Raw genomic sequence first — 25,141 nt, forward strand, 5'->3', positions numbered from 1 at the left:
ATTCACCTACTTCAACTGTACGCGAGGATCGACCCATTTATAAATCAAATCGGCAATCAAGTTGAAAAACATCGTTGCAAGGGCAACGTACACAGTAATGGCTTTAATCACAGGAAAATCACTACGCTCTACCGCAATAATGACTTCACGACCAATGCCCGGAATACCAAAGAAACGCTCAATCAAAAATGCACCAATCAGCAAAGCAGGCAAACTTGCCATCACGTCTGTAATAATTGGAATTGAGGCATTACGTAGCACATGCACACCTAAAATACGGCGTTCACCAATCCCTTTGGCACGTGCAGTACGAACATAGTCTTGATTAACCTCATCCAAAACAAAACTACGATACAACCTTAAAGTCGGGGCAATGCTGACCACCAACATGATCAGAATAGGCAATAAAGCATATTTAAACAGGTTTTCGCCAAAGCTATCACTCCAGCCTTGGACTGGAAACCAGCTCAACTGATAGGCAAAGACATACTGGAAAACAATGATATACACCAAGATACTGATCGACATGCCAATCGTACACAGCATCATCACCATACGATCTGTTAAACTGCCGCGCACCGCTGCTACCGCCAAAGCCAACACAATAGAAATGATGGTCTGTAAAATCGTCAGTGGAATGAGCAAAGTCAGCGAAGGCCCGAGTCGTGTCGTAATGATTTGCGATACTGACTCCCCTGTACTCCAACTCAGCCCATAATCAAAAGTCAAAATCTGCTTAATGAAAATCCACAGTTGCACATAATAGGGCTGATCGACCCCAAGCTGCTGTCGGATATTTGCAATCTGTTCAGGGTTCGACATTTTCCCTGCCAAAATATAGGCAGGGTCACCACCTACCCAGTTAAACAAGAAGAAAATCAGCAACACCACCCCAAGCATGGTCGGGATCATTTGCCAAATTCGGCGAATAATATATGCCAGCATAAAAATGCCCCTTATTTCACCCGTTGACCAGTAATTTCATCGAAAAAGGCTTTGTTATCAGGCTCACGACCCAAAAAGTCTTTGACCAATGCTTTGGCAGGTTTTTGACCACCTTGTGACAAAATGGTTTGACGATAGTGCTGACCCACTTCAGGGTTATTTAAGTTATCACCAAAGGCTGAAAGCATGTCCAACGCCATCACTTCTGACCACATATAACCGTAATAACCGACTTGATAACCGCCCATGATGTGACCAAACTGCCCCGGAAACTCAGTGGTCGGAACATAACCCAAAGCCGTTGCACCTTCCATTTTTTCCCAAACCTTTAAGGGCTGAACGTCTAGCGCATCACGACCATGTAATGCCATATCATACTGTGCATACAAAGTCTGACGAGCATAATGCAAACCACGCCCATAACTATGCACGGCATTGAGCTTAGTAATCAATGCATCATCCACGCGTGGGCAGTCAGGTTTACAATAATCTGCCACCTTGGACAATGTCTCTTTGCGTCGTGCCCATTCCTCATACATTTGTGAAGGTGCTTCGACAAAGTCTCGCTCAACCGAAGTTCCGGACTGAGATGAAAAACGTGTGTTGGATAAAATGCCATGCAACGCATGACCAAACTCATGTACAAAAGTTTCTAACTCATCGCTATTTAAACCATTACGGTTAAAGTTGGTGACCAGTGCTGAAATCGGTTTGCGCCCAGTTAGGCTACTACCACCATAAACACCCCACACAGCAGCATGCCCATATTTGCCTTTACGTGGAAATTTATCCATATATAAGCCACCGAGCAGTTGCCCAGTCTTGGCATCGGTCACATCGTAATATTCCACTTCATCTTGCCAAACCTCAACTTTGGCAGGCTTAAACTTGATGCCATACAAGTTTTCAGAAATCGCAAACAGCCAATCTTGAGAAGCTTGAGTTGGGAAATACTGACGTAGCTGCTCTTGGTCGACCTGATACTTGGCTTTGCGTAATTTTTCACTCCAATATGCTTCGCTCCAACGCTCAATACTGGCTTGCTCAATAGGGATATTTAAACTTTGTGCTTTAAACTCACGTAAAGTCTGAACTTCCTTTTTCTCTAGGGGCGCCACGGTAGCATGCACCTCTGCCAAGAATTTATTCACGGTTTCAGGGTTTTTCGCCATCCGACTTTGTAGTACCCACTCGGCATAACTGGACTTACCAAACAGTTGTGCTAGCTCATAACGTAAGTCCATGGCTTGCTTTAGCAGCGCTAGATTTTTCTCACCGCCACGTCGGGTAAATGCAATTTGATAACGCTTACGTGCGTCATCGTTATCTGCCAACTCCATAAAAGGACGATAGTCTGGATACTCAAACCCGAGTAAATAATTACCCTTTTCATTTTTCTTTAAGCCGTCGATATAACTTTGTGGCAGGCCTTTTAGCTCATCTGGGCTAAATTCGAGTTTTTCAGGATTATCACGTACATTACGTGCATACTCTTGTTCAATTTTTGCCAGTTCATCAAAAATCGCTTTTAAGCGTGCTTGTTTATCTGCTGAAAGCTGTATCCCTGTTTTTTCAAAACCTTCCAAAATATCTTCACGGAACTTGGCTTCAATTGGATCAGCAATTTTAACTTTTTTAATTTGTTGATATAGCTTTGGATTTTGATAAACATCAGTTTGGAATTGGCTAATTTTAATTTCACAGTCTTCAGCCGCTTTACGCAGTGCCTCATCAGGGTCAACATTGCTATACAGACCAATCGGGCCATAAAAATCTTCAAATGATGCAAAAATACGATCCCATTCAGCCAATACAGGCGCTGCTGCCGTTTCGTTTTTAAGGGGCTTATTTTCAAACGCTTTGAGTTGCTTTTTCACATCCGCAATTTTGGCATTACACAGCGCAGGGATATCTTTGGCTTGAAAGCTCGGCAAGGTTTGGCGCTGTGCTGTTTCAGCCAAAGCCATCTGATTCATCCCTAGGCCCAACATGCACAATGCGGTGAATTTAAAATGTTGCTTTTTCATCATGACTCCAGTTTTATTTAATTTCTATTTCTTCAAATCAATATCTATATACATCCACTCTGCGGGCAGTATGGGATGCTTTTTAAATCCAATCACACGCGGTTGTGCCAAGATATTTCGATAACGCGCGCCAATCACCTGCACAGGCATATACACTTCCAGCAGGCGTGACATTTTGGCGTAGATCGCATCGCGCTCTGGACTCGGTGTCATCTTCTGAGCTTGTTCATATAAGCGGTCATATTCAGGAATTTTGGCACAGCCATTGTTGGTGATTTTGATGTTCTTGCCATAAAACAACTGCATAAAGTTATCTGCATCTGGGTAGTCTGCTATCCATGCTGATGCCTTAAACATGGTTTTACATTGTTTTTCTAATTTCAAAGCTTCAGCAAAAGGCAGAGACTTGGTGGTCATTTTGATTTTGATGCTATCTAAAGTTTTTTTCCAAAACTCGGCCTGTTGTTGACTGCGTAAATTATTACCCGAAAGTGTCATCTCAATCAGCAAAGGTTTGCCATTCGGCTGAGTACGCCAACCATCAGCAGCGACTTTATAGTGATAACGATCTAACAATAAATTTGCTGCTTTGACTGAATAAGGAATGCTACTTCGATAATTGGGATCGTAACCGATGACACCACTTGGAATCGGTGCTTGCAGTTTTTGCGCATCACCTTTTTGTAAAATATTGATATAGTTATCGGCTGAAAAAGCCATCGCCATAGCACGGCGCAGGGCAATTTTATCTTTACTTAAACCGCCAACCACTGGGTTTTGCATATTCCAATAATGATAGTCAATCGAAGGGTCCGTGATCCTTGACAACTGTACACCTTTCTTAACCAACTCAGGTTTTAGTTTCCCATCTTGTAAGGCCTGAACTGTCAGCTCACCATCAAGGGCAAACAAATCTACTTCATCTTTAATAAATGACAACCATCGCGACTGGCCCTCTTCCATCACTTGAATATCAATCACCCCTATTTGTGGCATCTTTTTGCCTTGCATGGCTTTGACGATTTTTTGGTCTTCAGGCGTACTGGCCTTAAAGTTCCAAACAAAACTTCGGAAATCAGGATTGGCCTTTAAAATAATCCGCGAACCTGGTGTCCAACGGCTGAGCATATATGGCCCTGTGCCTATTGGATGCCCCATCACAAAACCCGCTTTGTCACGATATTTTTCGATGACTTCCCGTGCAACTGCACCTGCTGGCTGATGCGCAAGCAGCATCGGAAAGTTCTGATCGGGGCTGGTCAGACGAATGACCAAGGTATAACGGTCTGGTGTTTGTAAGCCTGCGATAGGTTGGTCGTAATTGAATTTCCCTGTTTTCTGTGCTTGTTTCAGCAAAGCCTCCATCCCTAAGATTCGCCCATCAAGCAACCAACTGTTGGGTGAACGCAAGCTCGGATCCAGTAAACGCTTAAAGGTATATACATAATCGGCCGAAGTCAGCTCACGCTTTTTACCTTTAAACACGGGGTCAGCAGCAAAATAAATCCCCTTTTGCAAACGAATGGTATAGGTCAATCCATCTGCACTCACCTCAGGTAAAGCCACAGCTGTTCGTGGTACCAATTTCGCAGGTGAGGCCAAATAATCGTAAGTAAATAAAGTTTCAAAAATCGAACCGTTGACATGGGCCGAGTACAAGTCATGCACGCCCGCAGGGTCAAAGCCTGTTTCAGCTACAGGAAAAACATAACGTAAAACTTTTTTCGGGTCGGCAGGACTTTGTGCAAAACTGGAAACTGAACTACTCAGCAGAATGCTGCCTGCCAGAATGCTCAGCCCCCATCGTTTAAATTTCTGATTTAGATTTTTCATTGTGTTCGATATCTCAATTATTTTTTATGGGCTGAATATCAAGATATTGCCAGTTAGTATTCATCATCGGATGGGCTTTAAACCCCTGAACTTGTGGATGTAACAACCAATTTCGAATGCGACTGTTATGAATAATCCATGGATTATCCGCTTCAATTTGGCGACTGAGTTTTTCATAAAATGGTTGTCGCTGAGATGGTGGCAAGGTCATCGCCTGTGTATAAAGTGCATCATAGGCTTTGGATTGGTAGCAACTGAGATTGCCCTGCGCCGAATTGGGTCCATACAGCAGTTGGGCAAAGTTTTCCCCTTCAGGATAATCCGCAATCCAAGCCCCACCCCAAACCATATATTTACATTGCATCGCAGCTTTTAAGTTATCGGCAAAATTACTCACGATAAAATCAGCACGGATACCAATGGCATCTAAATTTTTCTTCCACAGTTCAGACTGAATCACGGAACTGGAACTATTTTCGGTCATAAACTTGAGCGTTAGAGGTTGACCATTGGGTAGGCTGCGATAGCCATCTGCAGCTTTTTTATAACCGAAACGATCCAGTAATTTATTCGCCAAGAGCGGGTTATAAGCCACGCTGCTACGATAGTTGGGATTAAAACCTTGTACCCCCTCAGGCACCAACATTTCAGACTTCACTGCCTGCCCTTTATACAGTTGTTTAATGGCTTCTGCTTGGTTATAGGCCAAACTAATCGCGCGTCTTAATGCAACTTTTTCAAGCCCAAAACCACCAACTGTAGGATCTTGCATATTAAACATGGTGTAGGTGATTTCAGCGTCTTTATTGGGGAAATGCTGAATGCCCTGCTTGACCAGTTCAGGTTTGAGTTGCTTACCATTCAAGGCTTGCGGCACCGCATTGGACGTGAGTTTATCAAAGTCGAGTTGTCCCGATTTAAATGCAAGCCAACGTGACTGCTCTTCTTCAATAATACTGACATTGACTTTACCAATTTGCGGCATTTTTTTGCCTTGCATCTCTTTGGCCAGACGCTTGTCCCAACTCGAACCTGTAGGTTTAAAGTTCCAAATAAAACCACGGTATTTCGGGTTAGCCACCAGCTCAATACGACTCCGCGGTACATATTTACTCAACTGATAAGGTCCTGTCCCCACTGGATGCTGCGCAATTCGATCCCCATAAAACTCCACTACTTCCCTTGCTGTTCCGCCAAATGTGGCATAAGCCAAGATATAGGGAAAGTTATAGTCTGGACGGGTTAATGTGATTTGTAGTGTGTATTTATCAATCGCCTTTAGGCCAGAAATTGTAGCATCATAATTAAACTGACCTGTTTTCTTGGCTTGGGCAACAGCAGCATCTCCACCGACAATCTTGCCTTCAATAAATGAATAAGTCGGCGAGCGATTTTTCGGGTCCATAATCCGCATCATGGAATAAATATAATCCTGCGCAACCAATTCCCGGGGCTTTGCTTTGAATGCCGTGTCATCACTGAAATAAATCTTGGGCTGAATTTTAAAGGTATAGACTTTGCCCTCTTGCTCAATTTTTGGCATCGACACTGCGGTATTTGGAACCAATTGAGCAGGACGCGCCAAATAATCGTATTTTAAAAGCGGTTCAAAAATGGCTTGGGCAATACTACCACTATAGAAATTATAAGTTTTAACCGTATCAAAACCATCATCGGGGGCTTCATAGGCAATATTTAATATTTTATTTGGATCCGCAGGTGACTTTGCATAAGCGGAAACACCGAAACCTATCACAAGGGATAAAGCAGCAACCTTAAAATTTTTTGAATTCAAGTCCGTACCTATACACATATTTTTTAAGCCATGTTATCTCATGCAAAGCATGGTCAATTTGTCAGTGTTCTTTCTCCCAACATCACACCAACAAAAAAAATAAACACAAGCCCATGTTTTATAAATTAAATTTTAGTTTTTAAAAATAAAAAACAACCATGGACATCTATTCACCACAGCGATAAAGCGAATATCATGCCACGCTTATTTTTTTATGATTCTAATTTAACATTTTGCAGGAAAAATACATGCTTATTAATTAGTTATAAAAATTGCGCCAAAAACACCAAGATACATTTTGCCAATTAGTAGCCATTTTTAAATATTCACTTTACATAAACTGTTGCACAGATTTAATACACCAATGATTCAAATATGAACATTACAAGTTAGAATAAAAAGCCTATTTTTATACATAAGACACTGTTTTAATTTACTTAAAATAAAATACGCGATAGGATTATTTTTTGAATTATTTATTAAAAATTCAAAAAAAGACGACTCATTTTAGATCATTTATTATATGAATAATCATTTTATGACTATTTTTTAATCTATTTATAAGTAATTTTTTGCCATTTAAAATCCACAATTAATCAAAATATGGAGAAAAATTACATAAAAGATAACAAAACATAAAATAAAACAATATATTCCAATAACTTAATTCACAGTCTTTTGCATATCACAAAAAGTTGGCATTTGCCTTGCAATCCCCCTGCACAGCAATACCGCTAAATATAGAAAAAGAAGGGTTGAATTTACGATGCAAAAAAACAAACTTGTTCGATCTATGGGGACCCCAACCATCAGCAAATCAATACTTAAACTAAGTACCCTAACTTTAAGTATGATGTGTTTGTCTTTAGCTCATGCAGAAGAAACAGAAAGCTCAGTCTCAGCAGAACCAACTAAAAAAGTTGCCAAAGTGACTGTCACAGGTTCCTCTATCAAAGGGGTCGCAGCTCAAAGTTCTTCACCCATTACCGTCATTAAAGTTGAAGAACTTGCTCAACAAGGTGTTACAACAGCCGAAGAAGCATTAACCAAAATTAGTGCAAACCAAGCCGGTTACAGTACGGCTCAAAACGTAGGTGCAAGTAATACTTCTGGCTCAACTGCAAATTTACGTGGTCTAGGCTCAGACAAAACTTTAGTCTTGTTAAATGGTCGTCGCTTAGCCTATAGCCCATTTAGTACATCCGAAACCAACTTAAATACCATTCCACTGGCAATGGTAGAGCGAATTGAAGTCCTTCGCGATGGTGCCTCTGCGGTCTATGGTGCAGATGCAATTGCAGGGGTGATTAACTTCATCACAAAAAAACAATATGAAGGCTTTGGTATCAGTGGTGGCGCACTTAAGCCAGAAGAAAAAGGCGGAGAAGAATACGATGTCTCTATCTTTGGTGGCTATGGCGATTTAGATGAACAAGGCTTTAACGTTTATGGCGCTGTCAGTTACCAGAAGTCTAAAGAAATTATGGCCAAAGACCGAAAAGTCAGTCGCCGTGGAGGACTTTTACCAGAACTAGGGATTGATGGGAGCTCTGCTAACGGCTTTCCAGCCAACTTTTATGACCCAACCAGTAGCATACAAGCCAATCCTTATGGCAATGCCAACTGTAATAACACACCCAATGTCGTTGCAGATGGTGGCTTATGCTTTTTAAACACCCAAGCCCTGATTGCAATTCAACCAGAAACAGAAGACCTATCTGCGCTTGGACGAGCGACATTTAAGTTGAGTGATCAATTCAACGCGATTGCAGAATATGTATATGCAAAAAATGAAGTCACAACTTCGATTGCACCCGATGTGTATAGCCGATCTGTAACTATTCCGAAAAGTAGCCAATACTACCCAGGAGAAGGTATTACTCCTGCGGTTAATGGCTTAAGTGGTGATCCGTTACAACTCTACCTCCGCTCACAAGCAGGTAATCGTGTTTCTAAGTCAACCAATGAATCGCATCGTATTTTTGCGGGTATTGAAGGCGAAGCTTATGGCTGGAACATCGACAGCGGTGTGACCTATGCTCACGGTAAAGCAAGTGATAGTTTTGTAAGTGGCTACTTAAATAGAAACAAACTTCAAGAGGGTCTGGACAACGGCACCATTAATCCCTTTGGTGCTTCGGCAGATGCAAATGCTTGGAGTTCATTAGAAGTCAGCGGTACGACCAATGAGGCAACTTTAGATTCAACTACATTTGACTTTACGATCAGCCGTCCTATTTTCACCCTTCCTGCAGGTGATGTCGGCTTTGCCTTTGGAGGGAGCTTTACCACTCAAGATTGGGAAGCGACTGTAAACTCAGATCTTGTACGACTAGTCCCAGGCAGTGGTATTGACCCAGATAAACCCGTCAGTAAAGGTGATCGTGACATTACAGCTGTTTTCTCTGAACTACAAATTCCCATTACTTCCACCTTAGAAGCGCAACTTGCTGCCCGTTACGATGACTACAGCGACTTTGGCGACACCTTCAATCCAAAAGTAGGTTTACGTTGGGAACCATTAAAACAATTAATGTTCCGAAGCACCTACAGTACAGGCTTCCGCGCGCCAAGCTTATATGAAATTAATGCACCACAAAGCCAAACCTACACAGGTGCTAAATACAATGACCCTGTACTTTGCCCAAATGGTATCGACTCAACGCCAACGCAATACAAAACAGAATGTAATACTCAATTTAAGCGCATGCAAGGCGGATCAGCAGACTTACAACCCGAAGAATCAACCACAATAACAGCAGGTTTCGTTTTTGAACCAATCAAAAACCTTGTCTTTACAGCTGACTATTACAATATCGAAATTGATGGCTTAATTGACACCATTAGTGATGCCATGATTTTCCAAAATCCAACAAAGTACGCAGATCGTTTTGTTCGTGATTCAGAAGGTCGTATCCAATATGTTAATACAACACTGGTAAATATGGGGGGGATCAAAACAGAAGGTGTCGATCTTTCCTTAAACTACCTTACACCTATGACAGCTACAGGACGGTTTGGTTTCGGGATTGATGGTACATATATCATCAAATATGACAAACAAGAAGAAAAAGGTGGTGCATGGGAAGGCAAAGTCGGAACGTATGATGACCCTGCTGTACTGCGTTGGAAACACACAGCAAACATTAACTGGAGCTATGAAGACTGGAAACTGGTCTTTGAACAACAATTCTTCCGCGGTTACCATGACCAGAATGCAACAGGCGAAGAAGGCTATGATAACCACAAAGTTTCAGACTATACCCTCTACAACATTGCAGGCACCTATAAAGGTTTCAAAAACTTAGAGCTTACAGGTGGAATTAAAAACTTATTTGATGAAGAGCCTGCAGCATCTAACGTTCTAGATAACTTCCAATACGGCTATGACCCTCGTTACAGCGATCCGACAGGACGTACTTTCTACTTAAGAGGTACGTACAAGTTCTAATCAGACATACACCACAGGTTGAAACACTCAATCTGTGGTGATGTTTTCTCATTCTCAATTTTGGCTAAACACAGACTGCTCTTTTCAACGTGATGTTCACGATTTAAACAGCAAATTTAGCTCGAATTTCAGGAGTAACTATGGGCACAAAGTTTGAAGATTTAGAAAAAAACTCCGCCAAGAAACTGACTGGTATTGGCGTCGTAATTTTCTTACATATCCTTGTTGGCTTAGTGCTAATGGCAGGCTTAGCAAAAGACATCATCAAACCCTCAACAGCACCTGTTGAATTAGTCATTCTGCAAGACATCAAGCCACCTGAGCCAGAGCCACCTAAAGAAATTCCGCCAGAGCCCCCTAAAATGGTGGAAAAAGTAGCGCAGCAGCCTGATCCAAAACCAGTTGAAAAAGTCGTGCCTGTACAAAAAACAGTTTCTACACCAGTGTCTAAACCGACTGTAAGCACACCCACTCCAACTGCTGTATCCCCGTCTCCTAGCCCAGAATCCGCACCCGCACCAGTAGCCGTTGCACCTACTCCAACACCGAAACCTGCAGGAGTTACACGTGGAGTATCGGAAGGAGAAGCTGGATGCAAAGCTCCAAGCTATCCACGCGAAGCAGAGATGAGTGGCATTTCTGGCACCGTCCTGATTTCGGTCTTTGTCGATACCAATGGTAAGGCGCAAGAAGTCAAAGTGAAGCGTTCAACAGGTGACCGTACTTTAGACCGTGCTGCAACGAAAGCGTATAGCTTATGCACATTTAAACCCGCAATGAAAGATGGCGTACCACAAAGTGCTTGGTTCGACATTCCATACGAGTTTGTCCTCGAATAATTGAAAGAAAATCTAGATGAAATAAGGAGTTACACAATGAAAAATTTAAAGAATTTTACCGCAGCAAGCTTGCTTGGAATGAGTGCATTACTTCCGTTACAAACAACATTTGCCGAAGAAACTAAAGCACAAGCAACAGCAGTTACAACAGAAATTGCCAACATTGATAAAGCTGCTGTTCATGTTCCCCCACCACTACCTGAACAAGCATCTTCAACTGTAGAAAAAACACATAACCCTTATGGCTTAGAGGCCATGTGGAAAGAAGGGGATCTCGTTGCAAAAGTGACCCTTTTTATTTTGGTGATTATGTCGATTGGTACATGGTACATCATCATCACCAAATGCTTACAACAAGGAAAAATTCGTAAACAAGGCCAGCATGCTGAAAAAAACTTCTGGGAAGCCACGTCTTTAGACAGTGCAACTGAAGGTTTAGACGATGCAAGCGTGTATCGCTTTATTGCAGAGAAAGGTATTAAGTCGACAAAAAACCACGGAGGCACGTTATTAGAACGGATCGACTTTAATACATGGGTCACCATCTCAATTCAACGCGCTATCGACAAAATTCAAAGCCATTTAAGTGGCGGACTGGCATTTCTTGCAACCGTAGGCTCAACCGCACCTTTCGTAGGTTTATTTGGTACGGTTTGGGGCATTTATCATGCGTTAACGGCCATTGGCGTATCAGGTCAAGCCTCTATTGATAAAGTTGCAGGTCCTGTAGGTGAAGCTTTAATTATGACTGCAATTGGTTTAGCTGTAGCGGTTCCCGCTGTGCTTGGCTACAACTGGTTAACCCGTCGTAATAAAGCTGTAATGGAAGAAGTTCGTACCTTTGGTTCAGATTTACATGCAGTGCTATTAAGTGGTGAAATCAGTACTAATAACCCGATTAACCGTGATATGAAATAAAAAATGAGGAATCAACCATGGGAATGACGGTTAATTCAAATGACAGCGATGATGATGTAATCGGAACCATTAATACCACACCATTGGTTGATATTATGTTGGTTTTACTGATTATTTTCCTCATCACTGTACCTGTTGCGATTCATACCGTACCAGTCAATTTGCCTGAAGAAAAGAATGTGCCCTATGAAACCAAACCTGAAAATATTCAACTTGCTGTGAACAAAAATGGGGATATTTTTTGGAATGAAAACTACATAGCAGATAAAGCAACTCTACTCTCTCGGTTACAGGCGGAGGCACAAAAAAGACCGCAACCTGATGTTCACATTCGTGGTGATCAACTGACGCCATACGATGCGATTGACCAAGTCATTACAACCACACAACAAGCGGGTATTGGCAAAATCGCCTTTGTCACCACACCGCCCTCTTCACCTTAATCAAAGAAGGATTCAGCTATGGGTATGAATGTTGGTTCCAATCAAGATGATGAAGATGTGATGCTCGATGTCAACATGACTCCCCTGATTGATGTCATGTTGGTGTTGTTGATTATGTTCATTATCACAATCCCACTACCAAACAATGCCATTAATATCAATCTACCCAATGGTACGCCACCACCGACTCAGGAAAAACCACCTGAGATTGTAGAATTACGTCTAGATGCTCAAGGCAAAATGTTTTGGAATGAACAACCTGTTGAGTCGAAGCAAGCCTTAGAAACACTACTACAAACGGTCGCACATAAAACAGATCAAGACCAAATTAAGCTAAAAGCTGATCGCGCAACGGAATACAAATACATTGCGATGGTTATGGCGGCAGCTCAACGCCTTGATGTGAAAAAAATTGGAGTTGTAAGTAATCAATAAATAAAAGCATCATAAAAAACCGCTGACCACGTTTAAGGTCAGCGGTTTTTTATTTTTTATGACTATATAGATGACTTTAACACAGGGATATCCATCCACAACGCTTGCGGAAAATGTGTTGCCAAATAAGCTTTTAAATAGGTCGCTGTATCTTTAGAAATGAGCTCATCTTGAGATTCATCATTTAAGTTATAGGCTAAAGCGTAAAGCTCTAAACCACGACTTTTCAGTGCCTCTAAACTTAAAAGAGTATGATTAATACTACCCAAACGTCCCGAACTGACCAAAATTACAGGCAGTTGCTGGGCTGCAATATAGTCAATGCTGAGCAAATCTGTGGTTAAAGGCACCATCAAACCACCCGCACCTTCTAATAACACCGCCTCATACTTTTCAGCCAACTGCTGAGTAGCACGCTCGATTTTTGCAAAATCAATCTCACGACCATCAATTTTAGTCGCCAAATGTGGCGATGCAGGATAACTAAAAATTTCAGGCATGGTCAGCCTACTGTCATCTTCAGGAAACCAGCCCATACCCATAATTTTACGGTGCTGTTCAATGTCTTCAGAAACATCAACATTGCCCGTTTGTACTAACTTTTGAGTAATGGTTTTTTGGCCTTGCTCATTCCAAAGCTTGGCTAAATAGCCCGTGGTATAGGTTTTCCCAATGCCTGTATCGATTCCACTGATAAAGTAAACTGATCCAGTCATGGCATTCTCCGTGCAATACAATAAATAGGGTGATAACTCAGGCGATAATGTATCTGACCTGATGTATCAAGTTGTGAAAATTGTTGATAATCTTGATAAAAGCGTTCGAGCGAGTGCTTGGTCCAACGAAAGCTAGATGCCGTTGCCGTGACACCTGTGGCTTTTAAATGTTGCAGCACCTGTTTCGGTGTCGCAAAGTCTAAGTACTCAACCTGTTCAGACAAATGCAGAACGTCAAAACCTTGGTTTTGTAATTTTTCCCGTAGTTGGTCGAGGTTTACATAAGCTAAACCTTGCCCCGTTAAGGTCTTAATCTCTTGCAAATTCCGCTCGCCAAAGGTGGAAAAACAAAACAGCCCTTGTGCAAGCAGACTGTCATTCGCTTTCTGGAAAACAGCAGCAAGATCCGTCATCCACTGCAGCGCAGAGGTCGATACAATCAGGTCTAAATGCGCTGGAAAAACAAGCTGTTCAATATCACCGAACAACCAGTCTATATTTGAATAGCCCTGAAAGTGTTGTTGTACCTCTGGATATAAATCATTCAGTAGATAGTGTGAAATTTGGAAATCTTTCAGCAATAAATGGCTTAAATTACCTGAACCACAACCAATTTCAAACACCCGCTCAAATTGCGTTTTAGCGGCATAATGTTGGATTAAATTAAAAAGCCGTCGTGCAATTTGCTTTTGCACAATCGCATGCTCAGTGTAACTTTGCCCTGCCTGAGCAAAGCGCAATGCGACTTGGGATTTGTCAATCTCTGAATTTTTCACGACTCACTCACAACAACTGAATCAACTGATCTAAATCAGTATGGCGAACTTGAGCGGTCAAGGATATACGCAGCCTAGAACTATGCTGCGGCACTGTCGGTGGTCGTACGGGCATAATATAAAAGCCTGCTTGTTGCAAAGCTTTCGCCTTCTCCACTGTTTTGCTCGAATCACCGATGATCACAGGGACAATTTGAGACGTTGAAGGACAAGCAAAACCTTTGGCCTGAACTGCTTGCTGTAAACGCTGACTGATACTGTGTAAATGCTGACGTGAATTATTTAACTGCAAAACTTGTTGCAAGATAAAGTTACTCCACGCCATGCAGATTGGCGGTTGTGCCGTACTAAAAATCAGTGGGCGCATAGTATTGATGAGATAGTCTCGAATTACAGGATGACAAATCAGATAACCACCAATTGAAGCCATAGCCTTACCCAAAGCACCAACTAAAAAGTCGATCTCATCAATCACTTGGTATTGCTCGGCACAACCCAAACCTTGCTCACCACGCACACCAATACCATGTGCTTCATCGACATAGAGCATGACTTTTTCAAACTGTTTTTTGATGCGGACCAGTTCAGCCAAATCGGTTTCATCACCATCCATACTAAAAATGGACTCGGTCACAACAATGATTCGCTCAAAAGCATCATCGGCATGATACTTCTGTAAAAGTTGGGTTAAATGCGCCAAGTCATTATGGCGATAACGTACCAGCTTCGCTGTCGATAAACGAATGCCATCAATCATGCTGGCATGGATTAATTTATCAGCCAGAATTAGGGTTTTACTATCTGCTAATGCAGGTAAAATACCAATATTCATGTGATAGCCGCTGTTGAATACCAAAGCCGCTCGACCATGAAAAGCCTGACTTAGGCTGGCCTCGAACTGTTCATATTCAGGAAAATTACCCGTCAATAAACGTGAAGAAGCAGAACTCATCCAGCGCTGAGCATTCGGTGTTTCATCGAAAAACTGCTCTCGTAATTCGATATTTGCGGCCAATCCTAGATAATCATTCGATGCCAAATTTAACATCTCATGATCATGGATTCGAATCATCCGTCCCTGCTGCACATTGGGCGTAAACTGACGCAAATTGCCTTGCTGTTTAAGCACATCCAGTTGTGCTGCAAAATGTTCTGTATGCTTCATACAACAGGCTCCTGCATCTGCATGACCACTTCAACCAGTTGCTCAAGTAAGGTTCTGAGTTCTTGTGGGGTAATTACATAAGGGGGCATCACGTAAACCAGTTTTCCAAACGGCCGTACCCAAATACCCCGGCGGACAAACTCCTGTTGCAAGGTCTTCATATCCACATTAAAGGTCAGCTCAACCACACCGATGGCCCCCAGTACACGAACGTCATGGACATATTCAAGTGACTGCAACGGGGTCAAAGCGGTACGAAGTTGTGTTTCGATGCGTTGAATATTGCTTTGCCAATCTTGTGAGATGAGGAGTTCTGTACTTTTCGCCGCCACCGCACACGCCAAGGGATTGGCCATAAACGTTGGGCCGTGCATAAACACACCCGCTTCGCCTCGACTAATGGTTTCAGCAATATGCTTTGTGGTTAAGGTTGCAGACAAAGTCATATAACCGCCTGTCAAACCTTTACCCATACACATAATGTCAGGTTCGACCTGTGCATGCTCCCAAGCAAAGAGCTTCCCTGTGCGTCCAAAACCCGTCGCAATTTCATCAAAAATCAGTAAAACATCGTATTTTTCGCAGAGCAATTTGGCCTGTCGTAAATACTCAGGATGATAAAAACGCATCCCGCCTGCACCCTGAACAATCGGCTCAATAATCAGCGCGGCGATACTTTCATGCTGTGTTGCTAAGGTATTTTCAAGTTCCCGAATGTCCTCTTGATCCCACGTTGCATCAAAGGCAACTTGCGGTGCAGGAACAAAAATACGGTTGGGTAAGCTTGAGCCAAAAATTTGATGCATCCCTGTGACAGGGTCACAGACCGACATCGCATTCCATGTATCACCGTGGTAGCCCGAACGCGGGGTGACAAAATTGGTTTTGCCTTGTTTCCCAAGCGACGTCCAATACTGAACTGCCATCTTTAACGCCACTTCAACTGCAACAGAACCTGAGTCTGCATAGAAAATTTTATCTAAACTTGGCGGGGTAATTTGCAACAGTAATTTGCCCAGTTGAATGGCGGGATCATGACTAAAACCACCAAACATAATATGCGACATGTTTTGCAGTTGATCCGTCACAGCCTGATTCAGTTCAGGATGATTATAGCCATGTATGGTACACCACCACGAAGACATGCCATCAATCAACTGACGACCATCCTCTAGTTCAATGGTTGAAGCGAAGGCTTTTTTGACTTTAAAGGTGGGAAGCGGATTGGTCATCGAAGTATAAGGGTGCCAAATATGTTCTCGATCAAATGCTAAGTCATCCAACTCAGCATCCAATTTGGCATTGATCTTAGTCATCCTTAACTCCATATCGACTACAGTTACAGCAAAATTTCATTTTGACTGATCTTAAACCTGCGCGCATCAAAAAGAAATTGCGATATTCACCACTCAGCGAATTGTTTCATCCAATTTTTGTAGATATTGGCAGATTTGGTCAGTTACTTCATCGGCATGGAAAACTGGAAGTCCATGTGAACCCATTAAAAGCATCGCATCTAAAAAATTTGCACCTAAAGCTTTTAAATTATCCAAAACTTTGTAGCTAACTAAAAAATCTTGTTTAGCCAACAGATGGAGTTGATGCCCCGTATAATTTTGTAAGATCTCAACCGTATTTAAATACTCTAAACAATTGAGTCCCTGTTTTAATAGATCTAAAGACTGAGGCTGAATCAAACTTTGCAACTGCAAAAAATCTTGCTTGGTGGTTGCCGTCCCTTGGCACACCATAAATCCAAATTTCTTTAATGTTGCAATCGCATCTGCTTCGAAGGATTGTTTAAAACTTTGAAATGTCGCTGGACTCATTGCAGTTTGCCAATTTTCATACGCCACAAAGCACGGATTTGAAGCCAAAGTGATTAATACTTTTTGCTGTTGATACTGCTTTTCCACAGCCTCAACCAATAAAGTCGCCAGTTGCCCCCCCAAAGACCAACCGATCAAGACATCAAAGTCTTTGGCTTGTTCAGCATGTTGCTGCAACACCTGTGCGTCCAATCCATTAAAAATATTGATCAGCTCAACCGTATGCCCTTGGTGTTGCAAAGCATGAGCCAAAGGTTGCAGTAACTTGGTCCCACCACCCCAGCCTGTGATGAGTAAAATACGTTGATTCAATGCCGACTCTAAAACTGTAAATTTCAAACAGTATGAAACCTCAGACTCCATTGCAAAGCAAGCCTTTTGAATAAGCACTAAATCGAGCTGAAGAAGTTCAGAGTTGGATCTGAGAATATCAGCACTTTAGCTCCTTAAAATTTGCTAAGATCAAGTCAATACTTTTCAGGACAGCCTACATCATGAAAATAATGCAAATGGCAACGATTAGCTTAATTTCGCTGGGTAGTTTCTGTGCCATCAGTAGTGCCACTTATGCAGCACCGGCTTTTTCAAGCGCTTCATCAGAGCAAAAGCAGTGGGTGGGTAAGCCAGCTCCGAGTTTTAAGTTACAAGATCAAAATGCCAAATGGCATGAGCTCAAACAATATCAAGGCAAGTGGGTCGTTCTCTATTTTTATCCGAAGGATGACTCACCAGGTTGTACACAAGAAGCCAATCAGTTCAAAGCACTCTACCCACAATTTAGCAAAAATAATGCCGTGGTTTTAGGCGTAAGTCTGGATGATGTACAGTCACATCAAAAATTTTCGAAAAAGTTAGGGCTGAATTTCCCTATTTTGGCTGATAACAATCATCAACTGGCCAATCAGCTCGGCATCGTACGGAACTTAGGTATCGCTAAAATTGCGAAACGTGAAACCTTTCTGATCGACCCACAAGGTACGGTGGTCTATCACTACAGTAGTGTGAATACCCAAACCCATGCGGGACAAGTATTGGCAGATATTCAAAAGTTCTCTAAAAAATAACCCATATAAAAAAGCCCTCGAACATTGATTCGAAGGCTTTTTGATTACTCAGTATGTAAATACACATGCCACCTTTACATAAAGTAGCTAGCATCTCTTACATTTGCGACTGAATATAGTTTTGTAGACCAATCAACTCGATTAAACGTAATTGTTTTTCTAACCAATAAGTATGGTCTTCTTCGGTATCTGACATTTGTTGACGTAACATGTCACGGGTAATGTAATCACCCTTTTCTTCACACAATTTTACGCCTTGCGCTAATTTTTCACGTACATGATATTCGAGCTTTAAATCGGCTTTTAAGCATGAAACCACATCTTCACCAATTTCAACATCATCGCGTTGCATATTCGGTGTGCCTTCCAAAAACAAAACCCGGCGAATAATCGCATCCGCATGTTGTGCTTCTTCTTGCATTTCATGATCAATACGTTCAAAGATTTTGCTTAAGCCCCAATCTTCATACATACGTGAATGAATCAGATATTGATCGCGTGCAGCCAATTCTCCACCGATCAACATATTTAAGTAGTCTACGACTTCAGGATTGCCACGCATTTCAAAATCTCCAATCTTTAATGCAACCATTATGGACACATTTAATTCACTTTGCAAAATTTTAATTATGTAAGTTTATGATTTTTATAAAATTAAAATGAGAAACATACGCATTTGCAGTATGAATTATCAAAATAATAGTTATAAAATAAGCCTTTGCAAAACTTCATCCCTTTTGCAAAGGCTTTTTCAGCTTAAATAGTCCTCTGCTTTATTTTGTAACCATTAAAAATGCTTCTTATTTCAACCATCAAACACATTGAAAAAGACTCACTTGGATGAAGCAACAGACCAAATTGAACCTACTTCTGCGGACTGTACACGCGCTTGTGCTTGACGATAAAACCGTAAAAATAGCCCCGCAAAAAGAATGGAAAATACATCAATCCACCATAAATAGGAAAAAGATGACCATAAACCAATCTCGGGCAACAGCAAAGCAAGCATTGAGGTTAAAGGCAACAGCAATAAAGTCACTGCAATAAAGAGTAACAATGTAGGCAAAGCCCTTGCAGCACCAAGTACAAAACTAAGAATGAGGCTAAAGATAAAAATTGCATAATAGATATACATAAACCATGCATTGATGCTGTGTAGTTCAGGACTGAGGACATAAGCCCAACGCCCAATCAACATACTCATAAAAATGCCAAGGACTGTTCCTAAACATGACCCTATGGTTAAGTTTGCAATGAATTGCACATCCTTGCGCTGTGCAGGTGGTGCTAAATTCGGATTTTTTTGTCGCTTTACACGCGATTCAATCCATAGAATATTGCCTGAATAAAATAAAAATGCCCCCCCCATCCCCAAAGCCAAATACAACCACCGAGTAAAATCTCCGCCATAGTTGCCAAAGTGCAAACTGAACATAGATCGAATCAGTTGATCTAGAGCTGAACTCTGGGTATTTAAATTGGCCGTACTATAAGGTGCGGGCTGATAAGGATTGAAAAACATCACATCGAAGTTGTCACCGCGTAACATCTGGTCAGGGCTGTATAAACTCACACGGGCGGATGCCTTCGCGGGCTGGTCGAGATTGTTAAAACTTACAGACGAAACCTCATAGCCCTGTGCTTGTTGCTGTACCTGCAAGAGTATTTTTTCAACATCCAATGGAGGGACTGGTTCTACAATCTGCACCGCAGCAGGACGCTCAAACAATGGCTTGCCTTTTGCGACCAGTTGCCCTAAACCATCATAAAAGAGATCATGAAATGCAAAAACAATCACCGTTACACTAATCAAAATATGAAACGGTAAACTGGTAATGCCAATCACATTGTGTGCATCAAGCCAAAAGCGTTTTTTGTTCTTGCCTTGCCGTATCGCAAAATAGTCTTTGACCAACGTTGGCAAGAGAACAATCAAACCTGTCATCAACGCCAAAAAATATAAGACGGATACCACACCCATGACATAAACACCGAGTGTATGGTGCCCAAGCATGCCAGGAATGCCTGCTGTTTCATGTAGTTGTTCAATCAACCAACCCAGTCTGGATAGGTTTTCCTGTTCAACCTGTAAACTGCCATCTGGTTTCAGTGTCGCCAACATTGCACTTTGATCGGTATCAAAGTCATGATCATCATGCGCTTGACTTTGCGCAGGTTGCCACTGGATCGGGGCATGATGAAACTCTTTAGAGTTTAAATTGATCTGAAAGCTTTTTTGCGCTTCAGGATAGCGCTGCTGCACCTGGGATACCAAGTCATTATACTGATGCAATTCAACCGTATGTAAACTTTGTTGTGGTGGTGTTGCCCACTTACTCAAATCATGCTGGAACATACTTAGCCCACCTGCAAAAAAGCAGATGAACAAGAGAATACCCGCGCAAATCCCGACCCATGTATGCAACTCTTTGGCAAGTCGGAGAATATCTGTACGTACCTTCATACCCTATTCCCCTCTAAGCCAAAACACGAGTGCGTAAACCACGACATTGAAAAACATATAAATTACAATAGACTGCCAACCACGTGGAATAAAATAGGCCACGAAAAAGAGTGGTAACCAAATCCACGGAATCGACCACATCCCTAACTGCGGCGCAAGGCCACGATGCTCAGATTGAAGTCCCCACATCGTAATTAATGTAGCTAAAGCGAAAGCTAGACTAAGTCCAAGAACTGCACCCGCAAAGCTTTTCGTCCACCAGTCAGGTTGTATCTTTTGATCGCGTAGCAACGTCATGCGTCAAAGCCCCATGTAATAAAGGAAGAAATGGTAGTGCTGACCACAACACCAATGGAATCAGTAACCACATCAACACTGCTACCAGTTTTGGTAATACCGACAGTAAAAGAACCAATGCCAAAACAAGACCTGTAAGCCCGACCCAGCGGTACTTTTTCGCCACAGCCTGCTTGAGTACAGTTTGATTAGCATGGGTCAAATACAGCAGGACACAACCACTACAGCACAGGAGTAAACCGAGAAATTTAATCATTGCTTTCAACTTAAATGAGGCAGCATTCAGACATAAAAAAGCCCACTGCATCGCAATGGGCTAATCTCAAAAATTAGAAATCGAAAGTGACACCAAGTTTATAGGTACGACCAGCACCTAAAATGGCATAGTTACTACCAAAGACTCCTGACCAATATTTTTCATCGGTTAAGTTATTTACATTAGCTCTAAATGTTGTATTTACACCACCAATTTTTGTCGCATATTTAGCCCCCAAATCCAAAATCGTATAATCAGGCAACTCTAAACTATTATCCGTATTTAAGTATTGTTCACTCACATAAGATGCACGAGCATTTACACTCAAGCCGTCAACGACAGGAATTTTATAGTCCATACCCAGACCAGCAGTAAAATCAGGCGTACCAATTACAGTATTACCTACTTGAGATGCTGTCCCCGATTTAACATATTCAGCATCAATATAAGCTAAGTTCGCCATCAAACTTAAATCTTCTGTTAGCTGTCCCGCTGTTGAAAACTCGATACCACGAGACCGTGTCTCAGCATCATCTTTAACAGCCTTAGTTACTGTGTCCTGATAAACCTCAGGCTTTTCAATTTGGTAAAGCGCTAAAGTATTGAGCCAAGAACCCACTTGGTATTTAGTCCCTAGTTCATATTGCTTGGTTTGATAAGGGGCTAATGTCTCCCCCTTATTTGTTGCAGTTGGATAGGTAATATCTGAAACTGTTACCCCTTCAGATAGTCCTTCGACATAACTTGCATAGAAAGATAGGTCCTCACCAAATGGTTTAACGACGAGACCTAAGCTTGGGGAAAGTTTATCTGATGAATATTTCGTCTTTTTATATAAATTTTTCGTGTCAATATCTTGGTACCGAGCACCTAAAATGACTTGTAATTTATCGTCTAACATCGACATTTGATCAGTTAATGTATAGCTGACATAGCGGTTATCGGCATAAGGTACAATAGTTGGATATGACGTAGGCATTTGTTCAGATGCATCTACAATTGGGTTATAAAGGTTAGTATTAAACGCATTTGATGTTGCTGCTGAATGTTGCCAATAATTACGTGTCAGATAATCTGCGCGTAAGCCAAGTGTATGTTGGATGGCACCTGTATCAAACTTACCTTCTAGCCCAAGATTAGCTGCGACAGCATGTTCTTGATAACCCACTCGATAATACTGTGAACTTGCGGCACCTGTAGTCGCATTTTGTACAATCATCCGTGTGCCAAAAATATGTCCAGAATATTCTTTTTCTGTATATCCTGCTCCCCCAAATACTTTTAAATCAGGGCTAAATTTATATTCGCCTGATACTCCTAAGTATTGACTACTTTGCTCACCGTGAATGTTTGGGAAGAAATTACTATCCCCACTCGGAGCCGCAATAACCTGTTTGATTGTACCCATACTTACCATAACAGGTGAACCATTATCACGCTTATCTCGTACCGCATAAGCGTCAAAGTTTAGTTTTAACTTATCCGTTGTATAGTCAAGTGCCACGACCCCTGTTGAATTTGTATCATCCATCCCATCAATGATATGTTCACCTTGCCCATAAGAGCCACCAACACGTACACCAAATTCCTTGTTATTACCTAAACGTCTTGCAACATCAAAGCCTGATTTATAGTAACCATCGTCTTCATAGCTTGCACTTACACGTGTCAGATCTTGATTAGCGCGCTTTGTTTGCGCCATGACCACACCACCAACACTCCCAGCTGGTGCCATGCCCGCCACTAAAGCATTAGGACCTTTAAGTACAGTGACTGAATCAATAATATCTGTTGGAATACGTCCAGTTGGCGCCATGCCATATAGACCATTAATGTTGTAGTCTTCAAAACCTACAGAAAAACCACGGATCTGAATGTTTTCATTTAAATGACCTGAATTGGTCGTTTCACGAATACTTGGATCATTTTTAAGAACTTCAGAAACCGTCGCAGCTTGATTATCAGAAATTGTTTTTGCAGTATATGTCGTGACACTAAAAGGGGTATCAATGACAGACTTATTACCCAAGGCGCCTAACTTAGCTTCTTTGGCTAACTTACCATCTGCATAGTTTTGTTGTTGTGCCTGCGCTTCTGATTTTAAGGCAGGTAAAATCGAAACCTCTTCCTCAGCAAAGGCAAGCTGAAAACAGCCACCTCCCATCATTAAAATACCAACAGAACTTGCAAGAATTTTTTTTGAAAAGGTTTTCATTTGAAATAACGCTTAAACTAAATGATAATGATTATTATATACACAATGTAAATAATTATTAATTGAATTTTCTCGTTTGACTTATTTATTTGATCTAAAATATAAATTTAGGACTTTTTCAATAAACCCTATATATATTGAATTAAATTGAATGAACTATCGTAAAATAACGAATAAGTCAGTCATCAGTTCGGTACTGAAGCAAAGACTTTCCCTGCATTCACGTTTACACTAAGCCTATACTTAAAACAACAACGGTTGATCTATGACAAATTTAGCAACACAAGCGCCTGTACTGGTCACAGGTGCATCGGGTTATATTGCCAGTTGGGTGATTCAAAAATTATTAGCCCAAGGTTATACCGTTCATGCCACTGTACGTGACCTGAACAAAACCCAAAGCTTCGCACATTTATCTCAAATTGCAGAAAGCAGTGCAGGAACACTGAAACTATTTAAAGCCAATTTACTCGAACCCAATTCCTTTAAAGAAGCGATGCAAGGTTGTGAAATTGTCTTTCATATGGCCTCTCCTTTCGTCGTCACCAACTATAAAGATGCAGTGAAAGACATCATTGAACCTGCTGTTTTGGGTACAGAAAATGTCTTAAACACCGTCAATGAAACCGAGTCCGTTAAACGTGTCATTGTTACTTCGAGTATTGCATCGACCTATGGTGATGCGATTGATATTTTAAAAACGGACCATAATACTTTTGATGAAAGTCACTGGAACACCAGTAGTTCTGAGACCCATCAGCCTTATCCATATTCTAAAGTGATGGCTGAGCGTAAAGCTTGGGCAATGGCTGAGGCACAAGATCGTTGGCAGTTGGTCTGCATTAACCCTGCGTTGGTCTTTGGTCGTTCATTGACACCAAATACACAGTCCGGTTCGATTGAGGTCTTACAACAGTTTACCAATGGCTTGACTTTAGCAGGTGTCCCACCCATGTGGAATGGTGTGGTCGATGTTCAAGATGTTGCTGAAGCGCACTTACAAGCAGCATTCAACCCAGAAGCAACAGGTCGTTACATCGTCAGTGGTGGAACTTTAAGTCTGCTTGAAATCGGTCAATTGCTTAAAGCTCATTTTGGTTGGAAATTTCCATTTCCACGAAATGAACTGCCCAAAGCAGCCTTTAAGGTGATTGGTCCATTCATTGGCTTTAGCCGCGAGTTTGTTGAGTTGAATATGGGTTATCCAATTTATTTTGATGCGAACAAGAGCCAAAAAGAATTGGGCTTAAAGTACCGAGATGTCAAAGAGAGTCTCGTTGAGCACTTTCAACAATTGCTCGATGACGGTGTAATCAAGCAATATATTCCTTGAAAATAAATAAAAAGCATAGTGCTCGTCAACGTCATAGCTGACAAGCACTATGCTTTTTCTAAATTAATGAAGGTATGGGATACACGAAATGTCATCAGCAACTGTTCGAGACAACACTACATGAGAAAAAAATGTTTCTGCGACAATTTTACTCATTGATAGCAATGAACGAGTTTTGCTGATGACTCATGCCTTTGGTTACTTTGGGCTAATCCAAAGTAACATACGAACTTCAAGCATTTGATGCGAATATGTAAGACACCGCCATGAATCCCTCATCATTAAAAGTCATTTTAGTCATACTTTAACTGAACGGAGTTATCTAGACAGTATATTTTTG

General features: G+C 41.6%; 21 protein-coding genes. 7 read left to right on the forward strand and 14 right to left on the reverse strand.

What is annotated here, in order from left to right; genetic code table 11:
* Nucleotides 1-6 precede the first annotated feature (6 nt).
* The 4 genes from DPG01_RS00440 to DPG01_RS00455 are packed head-to-tail and all read right to left on the reverse strand — an operon-like array spanning nt 7 to nt 6,618.
* Nucleotides 7-945 carry an ABC transporter permease gene (locus tag DPG01_RS00440; protein ID WP_110973835.1) on the reverse strand — a complete coding sequence of 313 codons (939 nt, stop codon included), beginning with the start codon at nt 943-945 and terminating at the stop codon, nt 7-9.
* 11 nt (nt 946-956) lie between these two features.
* Nucleotides 957-2,972 (reverse strand): M3 family metallopeptidase, encoded by a 2,016-nt coding sequence (locus tag DPG01_RS00445; RefSeq protein ID WP_110973836.1) that lies wholly within the window; start codon nt 2,970-2,972, stop codon nt 957-959.
* Nucleotides 2,973-2,996: 24 nt separating this feature from the next.
* Nucleotides 2,997-4,805 carry an ABC transporter substrate-binding protein gene (locus tag DPG01_RS00450; RefSeq protein ID WP_110973837.1) on the reverse strand — a complete coding sequence of 603 codons (1,809 nt, stop codon included), beginning with the start codon at nt 4,803-4,805 and terminating at the stop codon, nt 2,997-2,999.
* A gap of 13 nt (nt 4,806-4,818) precedes the next feature.
* Entirely contained in the window at nt 4,819-6,618 is a 1,800-nt protein-coding gene (locus DPG01_RS00455; protein ID WP_110973838.1) for an ABC transporter substrate-binding protein, read from the reverse strand.
* 748 nt (nt 6,619-7,366) lie between these two features.
* Here DPG01_RS00455 and DPG01_RS00460 point away from each other — a divergent pair.
* The 5 genes from DPG01_RS00460 to DPG01_RS00480 all read left to right on the forward strand — a co-directional run bounded on the left by DPG01_RS00460 (nt 7,367) and on the right by DPG01_RS00480 (nt 12,686).
* Entirely contained in the window at nt 7,367-10,051 is a 2,685-nt protein-coding gene (locus DPG01_RS00460) for a TonB-dependent receptor (protein WP_110973839.1), read from the forward strand.
* A gap of 140 nt (nt 10,052-10,191) precedes the next feature.
* Nucleotides 10,192-10,890 (forward strand): energy transducer TonB, encoded by a 699-nt coding sequence (locus tag DPG01_RS00465; RefSeq protein ID WP_110973840.1) that lies wholly within the window; start codon nt 10,192-10,194, stop codon nt 10,888-10,890.
* Between the two features lie 36 nt (nt 10,891-10,926).
* A complete protein-coding gene (locus DPG01_RS00470) occupies nt 10,927-11,808 on the forward strand; it encodes a MotA/TolQ/ExbB proton channel family protein (RefSeq protein ID WP_086208732.1) in 882 nt (293 codons plus the stop codon).
* 17 nt (nt 11,809-11,825) lie between these two features.
* Nucleotides 11,826-12,251 (forward strand): ExbD/TolR family protein, encoded by a 426-nt coding sequence (locus tag DPG01_RS00475; RefSeq protein WP_086208733.1) that lies wholly within the window; start codon nt 11,826-11,828, stop codon nt 12,249-12,251.
* An 18-nt stretch (nt 12,252-12,269) separates the two neighbouring features.
* The gene (locus DPG01_RS00480; protein WP_110973841.1) at nt 12,270-12,686 is read left to right on the forward strand and encodes an ExbD/TolR family protein; all 417 of its coding nucleotides are present in this window, start codon (nt 12,270-12,272) and stop codon (nt 12,684-12,686) included.
* Nucleotides 12,687-12,748: 62 nt separating this feature from the next.
* On the opposite strand, the gene bioD is transcribed toward DPG01_RS00480, so the two are convergent.
* The 5 genes from bioD to DPG01_RS00505 all read right to left on the reverse strand — a co-directional run bounded on the left by bioD (nt 12,749) and on the right by DPG01_RS00505 (nt 17,511).
* A complete protein-coding gene (bioD, locus tag DPG01_RS00485) occupies nt 12,749-13,402 on the reverse strand; it encodes a dethiobiotin synthase (RefSeq protein ID WP_110973842.1) in 654 nt (217 codons plus the stop codon).
* A complete protein-coding gene (bioC, locus tag DPG01_RS00490) occupies nt 13,399-14,178 on the reverse strand; it encodes a malonyl-ACP O-methyltransferase BioC (RefSeq protein WP_110973843.1) in 780 nt (259 codons plus the stop codon). Before bioC ends, bioD begins: the two co-directional genes overlap by 4 nt.
* Before the next feature lie 7 nt (nt 14,179-14,185).
* Entirely contained in the window at nt 14,186-15,343 is a 1,158-nt protein-coding gene (locus DPG01_RS00495; RefSeq protein ID WP_110973844.1) for an 8-amino-7-oxononanoate synthase, read from the reverse strand.
* Nucleotides 15,340-16,659: an adenosylmethionine--8-amino-7-oxononanoate transaminase gene (gene bioA, locus DPG01_RS00500; protein WP_110973845.1), complete on the reverse strand. Its 1,320-nt coding sequence runs from the start codon at nt 16,657-16,659 to the stop codon at nt 15,340-15,342. The genes DPG01_RS00495 and bioA overlap by 4 nt, the downstream gene beginning before the upstream one ends.
* Before the next feature lie 93 nt (nt 16,660-16,752).
* Nucleotides 16,753-17,511 (reverse strand): YqiA/YcfP family alpha/beta fold hydrolase, encoded by a 759-nt coding sequence (locus tag DPG01_RS00505; protein WP_110973910.1) that lies wholly within the window; start codon nt 17,509-17,511, stop codon nt 16,753-16,755.
* Between the two features lie 155 nt (nt 17,512-17,666).
* On the opposite strand from DPG01_RS00505, the gene DPG01_RS00510 reads away from it, so the two are divergent.
* Complete coding sequence (locus tag DPG01_RS00510) at nt 17,667-18,236, forward strand: peroxiredoxin (RefSeq protein ID WP_110973846.1); 570 nt, start codon at nt 17,667-17,669, stop codon at nt 18,234-18,236.
* A 97-nt stretch (nt 18,237-18,333) separates the two neighbouring features.
* On the opposite strand, the gene ftn is transcribed toward DPG01_RS00510, so the two are convergent.
* The 5 genes from ftn to DPG01_RS00535 form a co-directional block, all read right to left on the reverse strand.
* The gene (gene ftn / locus DPG01_RS00515; protein WP_004695301.1) at nt 18,334-18,798 is read right to left on the reverse strand and encodes a heteropolymeric bacterioferritin subunit Ftn; all 465 of its coding nucleotides are present in this window, start codon (nt 18,796-18,798) and stop codon (nt 18,334-18,336) included.
* Nucleotides 18,799-19,068: 270 nt separating this feature from the next.
* On the reverse strand, nt 19,069-20,700 hold the full coding sequence (locus DPG01_RS00520) for a PepSY-associated TM helix domain-containing protein (RefSeq protein WP_110973847.1): 1,632 nt from the start codon (nt 20,698-20,700) through the stop codon (nt 19,069-19,071).
* Nucleotides 20,701-20,703: 3 nt separating this feature from the next.
* Nucleotides 20,704-20,997 carry a hypothetical protein gene (locus DPG01_RS00525; protein WP_110973848.1) on the reverse strand — a complete coding sequence of 98 codons (294 nt, stop codon included), beginning with the start codon at nt 20,995-20,997 and terminating at the stop codon, nt 20,704-20,706.
* Nucleotides 20,963-21,253, reverse strand: a complete 291-nt coding sequence (locus DPG01_RS00530) for a hypothetical protein (RefSeq protein ID WP_162622312.1) — start codon at nt 21,251-21,253, stop codon at nt 20,963-20,965. Before DPG01_RS00530 ends, DPG01_RS00525 begins: the two co-directional genes overlap by 35 nt.
* Nucleotides 21,254-21,326: 73 nt before the next feature.
* Nucleotides 21,327-23,468: a TonB-dependent receptor gene (locus tag DPG01_RS00535; RefSeq protein ID WP_228156947.1), complete on the reverse strand. Its 2,142-nt coding sequence runs from the start codon at nt 23,466-23,468 to the stop codon at nt 21,327-21,329.
* 265 nt (nt 23,469-23,733) lie between these two features.
* Here DPG01_RS00535 and DPG01_RS00540 point away from each other — a divergent pair, with 265 nt between their 5' ends.
* Nucleotides 23,734-24,801, forward strand: coding sequence for an SDR family oxidoreductase (locus DPG01_RS00540; RefSeq protein ID WP_110973850.1), 1,068 nt, complete (start codon nt 23,734-23,736; stop codon nt 24,799-24,801).
* Nucleotides 24,802-25,141 lie beyond the last annotated feature (340 nt).

Source organism: Acinetobacter sp. WCHAc060042 (genome assembly GCF_003231195.1).
Taxonomy (GTDB): Bacteria; Pseudomonadota; Gammaproteobacteria; order Pseudomonadales; family Moraxellaceae; genus Acinetobacter.

Bases quoted from the DNA above. Each gene is read 5' to 3' on its own strand.
- DPG01_RS00495 (WP_110973844.1), bottom strand. From the start codon at position 15,343: ATGAAGCATACAGAACATTTTGCAGCACAACTGGATGTGCTTAAACAG.
- DPG01_RS00455 (WP_110973838.1), bottom strand. From the start codon at position 6,618: ATGTGTATAGGTACGGACTTGAATTCAAAAAATTTTAAGGTTGCTGCT.
- DPG01_RS00465 (WP_110973840.1), top strand. From the start codon at position 10,192: ATGGGCACAAAGTTTGAAGATTTAGAAAAAAACTCCGCCAAGAAACTG.
- DPG01_RS00520 (WP_110973847.1), bottom strand. From the start codon at position 20,700: ATGAAGGTACGTACAGATATTCTCCGACTTGCCAAAGAGTTGCATACA.
- DPG01_RS00460 (WP_110973839.1), top strand. From the start codon at position 7,367: ATGCAAAAAAACAAACTTGTTCGATCTATGGGGACCCCAACCATCAGC.
- DPG01_RS00535 (WP_228156947.1), bottom strand. From the start codon at position 23,468: ATGAAAACCTTTTCAAAAAAAATTCTTGCAAGTTCTGTTGGTATTTTA.
- DPG01_RS00530 (WP_162622312.1), bottom strand. From the start codon at position 21,253: ATGATTAAATTTCTCGGTTTACTCCTGTGCTGTAGTGGTTGTGTCCTG.
- ftn (WP_004695301.1), bottom strand. From the start codon at position 18,798: ATGCGTGGCAATCCTGAAGTCGTAGACTACTTAAATATGTTGATCGGT.
- DPG01_RS00510 (WP_110973846.1), top strand. From the start codon at position 17,667: ATGAAAATAATGCAAATGGCAACGATTAGCTTAATTTCGCTGGGTAGT.
- DPG01_RS00445 (WP_110973836.1), bottom strand. From the start codon at position 2,972: ATGAAAAAGCAACATTTTAAATTCACCGCATTGTGCATGTTGGGCCTA.
- DPG01_RS00525 (WP_110973848.1), bottom strand. From the start codon at position 20,997: ATGACGTTGCTACGCGATCAAAAGATACAACCTGACTGGTGGACGAAA.
- DPG01_RS00450 (WP_110973837.1), bottom strand. From the start codon at position 4,805: ATGAAAAATCTAAATCAGAAATTTAAACGATGGGGGCTGAGCATTCTG.
- DPG01_RS00475 (WP_086208733.1), top strand. From the start codon at position 11,826: ATGGGAATGACGGTTAATTCAAATGACAGCGATGATGATGTAATCGGA.
- DPG01_RS00480 (WP_110973841.1), top strand. From the start codon at position 12,270: ATGGGTATGAATGTTGGTTCCAATCAAGATGATGAAGATGTGATGCTC.
- DPG01_RS00540 (WP_110973850.1), top strand. From the start codon at position 23,734: ATGACAAATTTAGCAACACAAGCGCCTGTACTGGTCACAGGTGCATCG.
- DPG01_RS00440 (WP_110973835.1), bottom strand. From the start codon at position 945: ATGCTGGCATATATTATTCGCCGAATTTGGCAAATGATCCCGACCATG.
- DPG01_RS00470 (WP_086208732.1), top strand. From the start codon at position 10,927: ATGAAAAATTTAAAGAATTTTACCGCAGCAAGCTTGCTTGGAATGAGT.
- bioD (WP_110973842.1), bottom strand. From the start codon at position 13,402: ATGACTGGATCAGTTTACTTTATCAGTGGAATCGATACAGGCATTGGG.
- bioA (WP_110973845.1), bottom strand. From the start codon at position 16,659: ATGACTAAGATCAATGCCAAATTGGATGCTGAGTTGGATGACTTAGCA.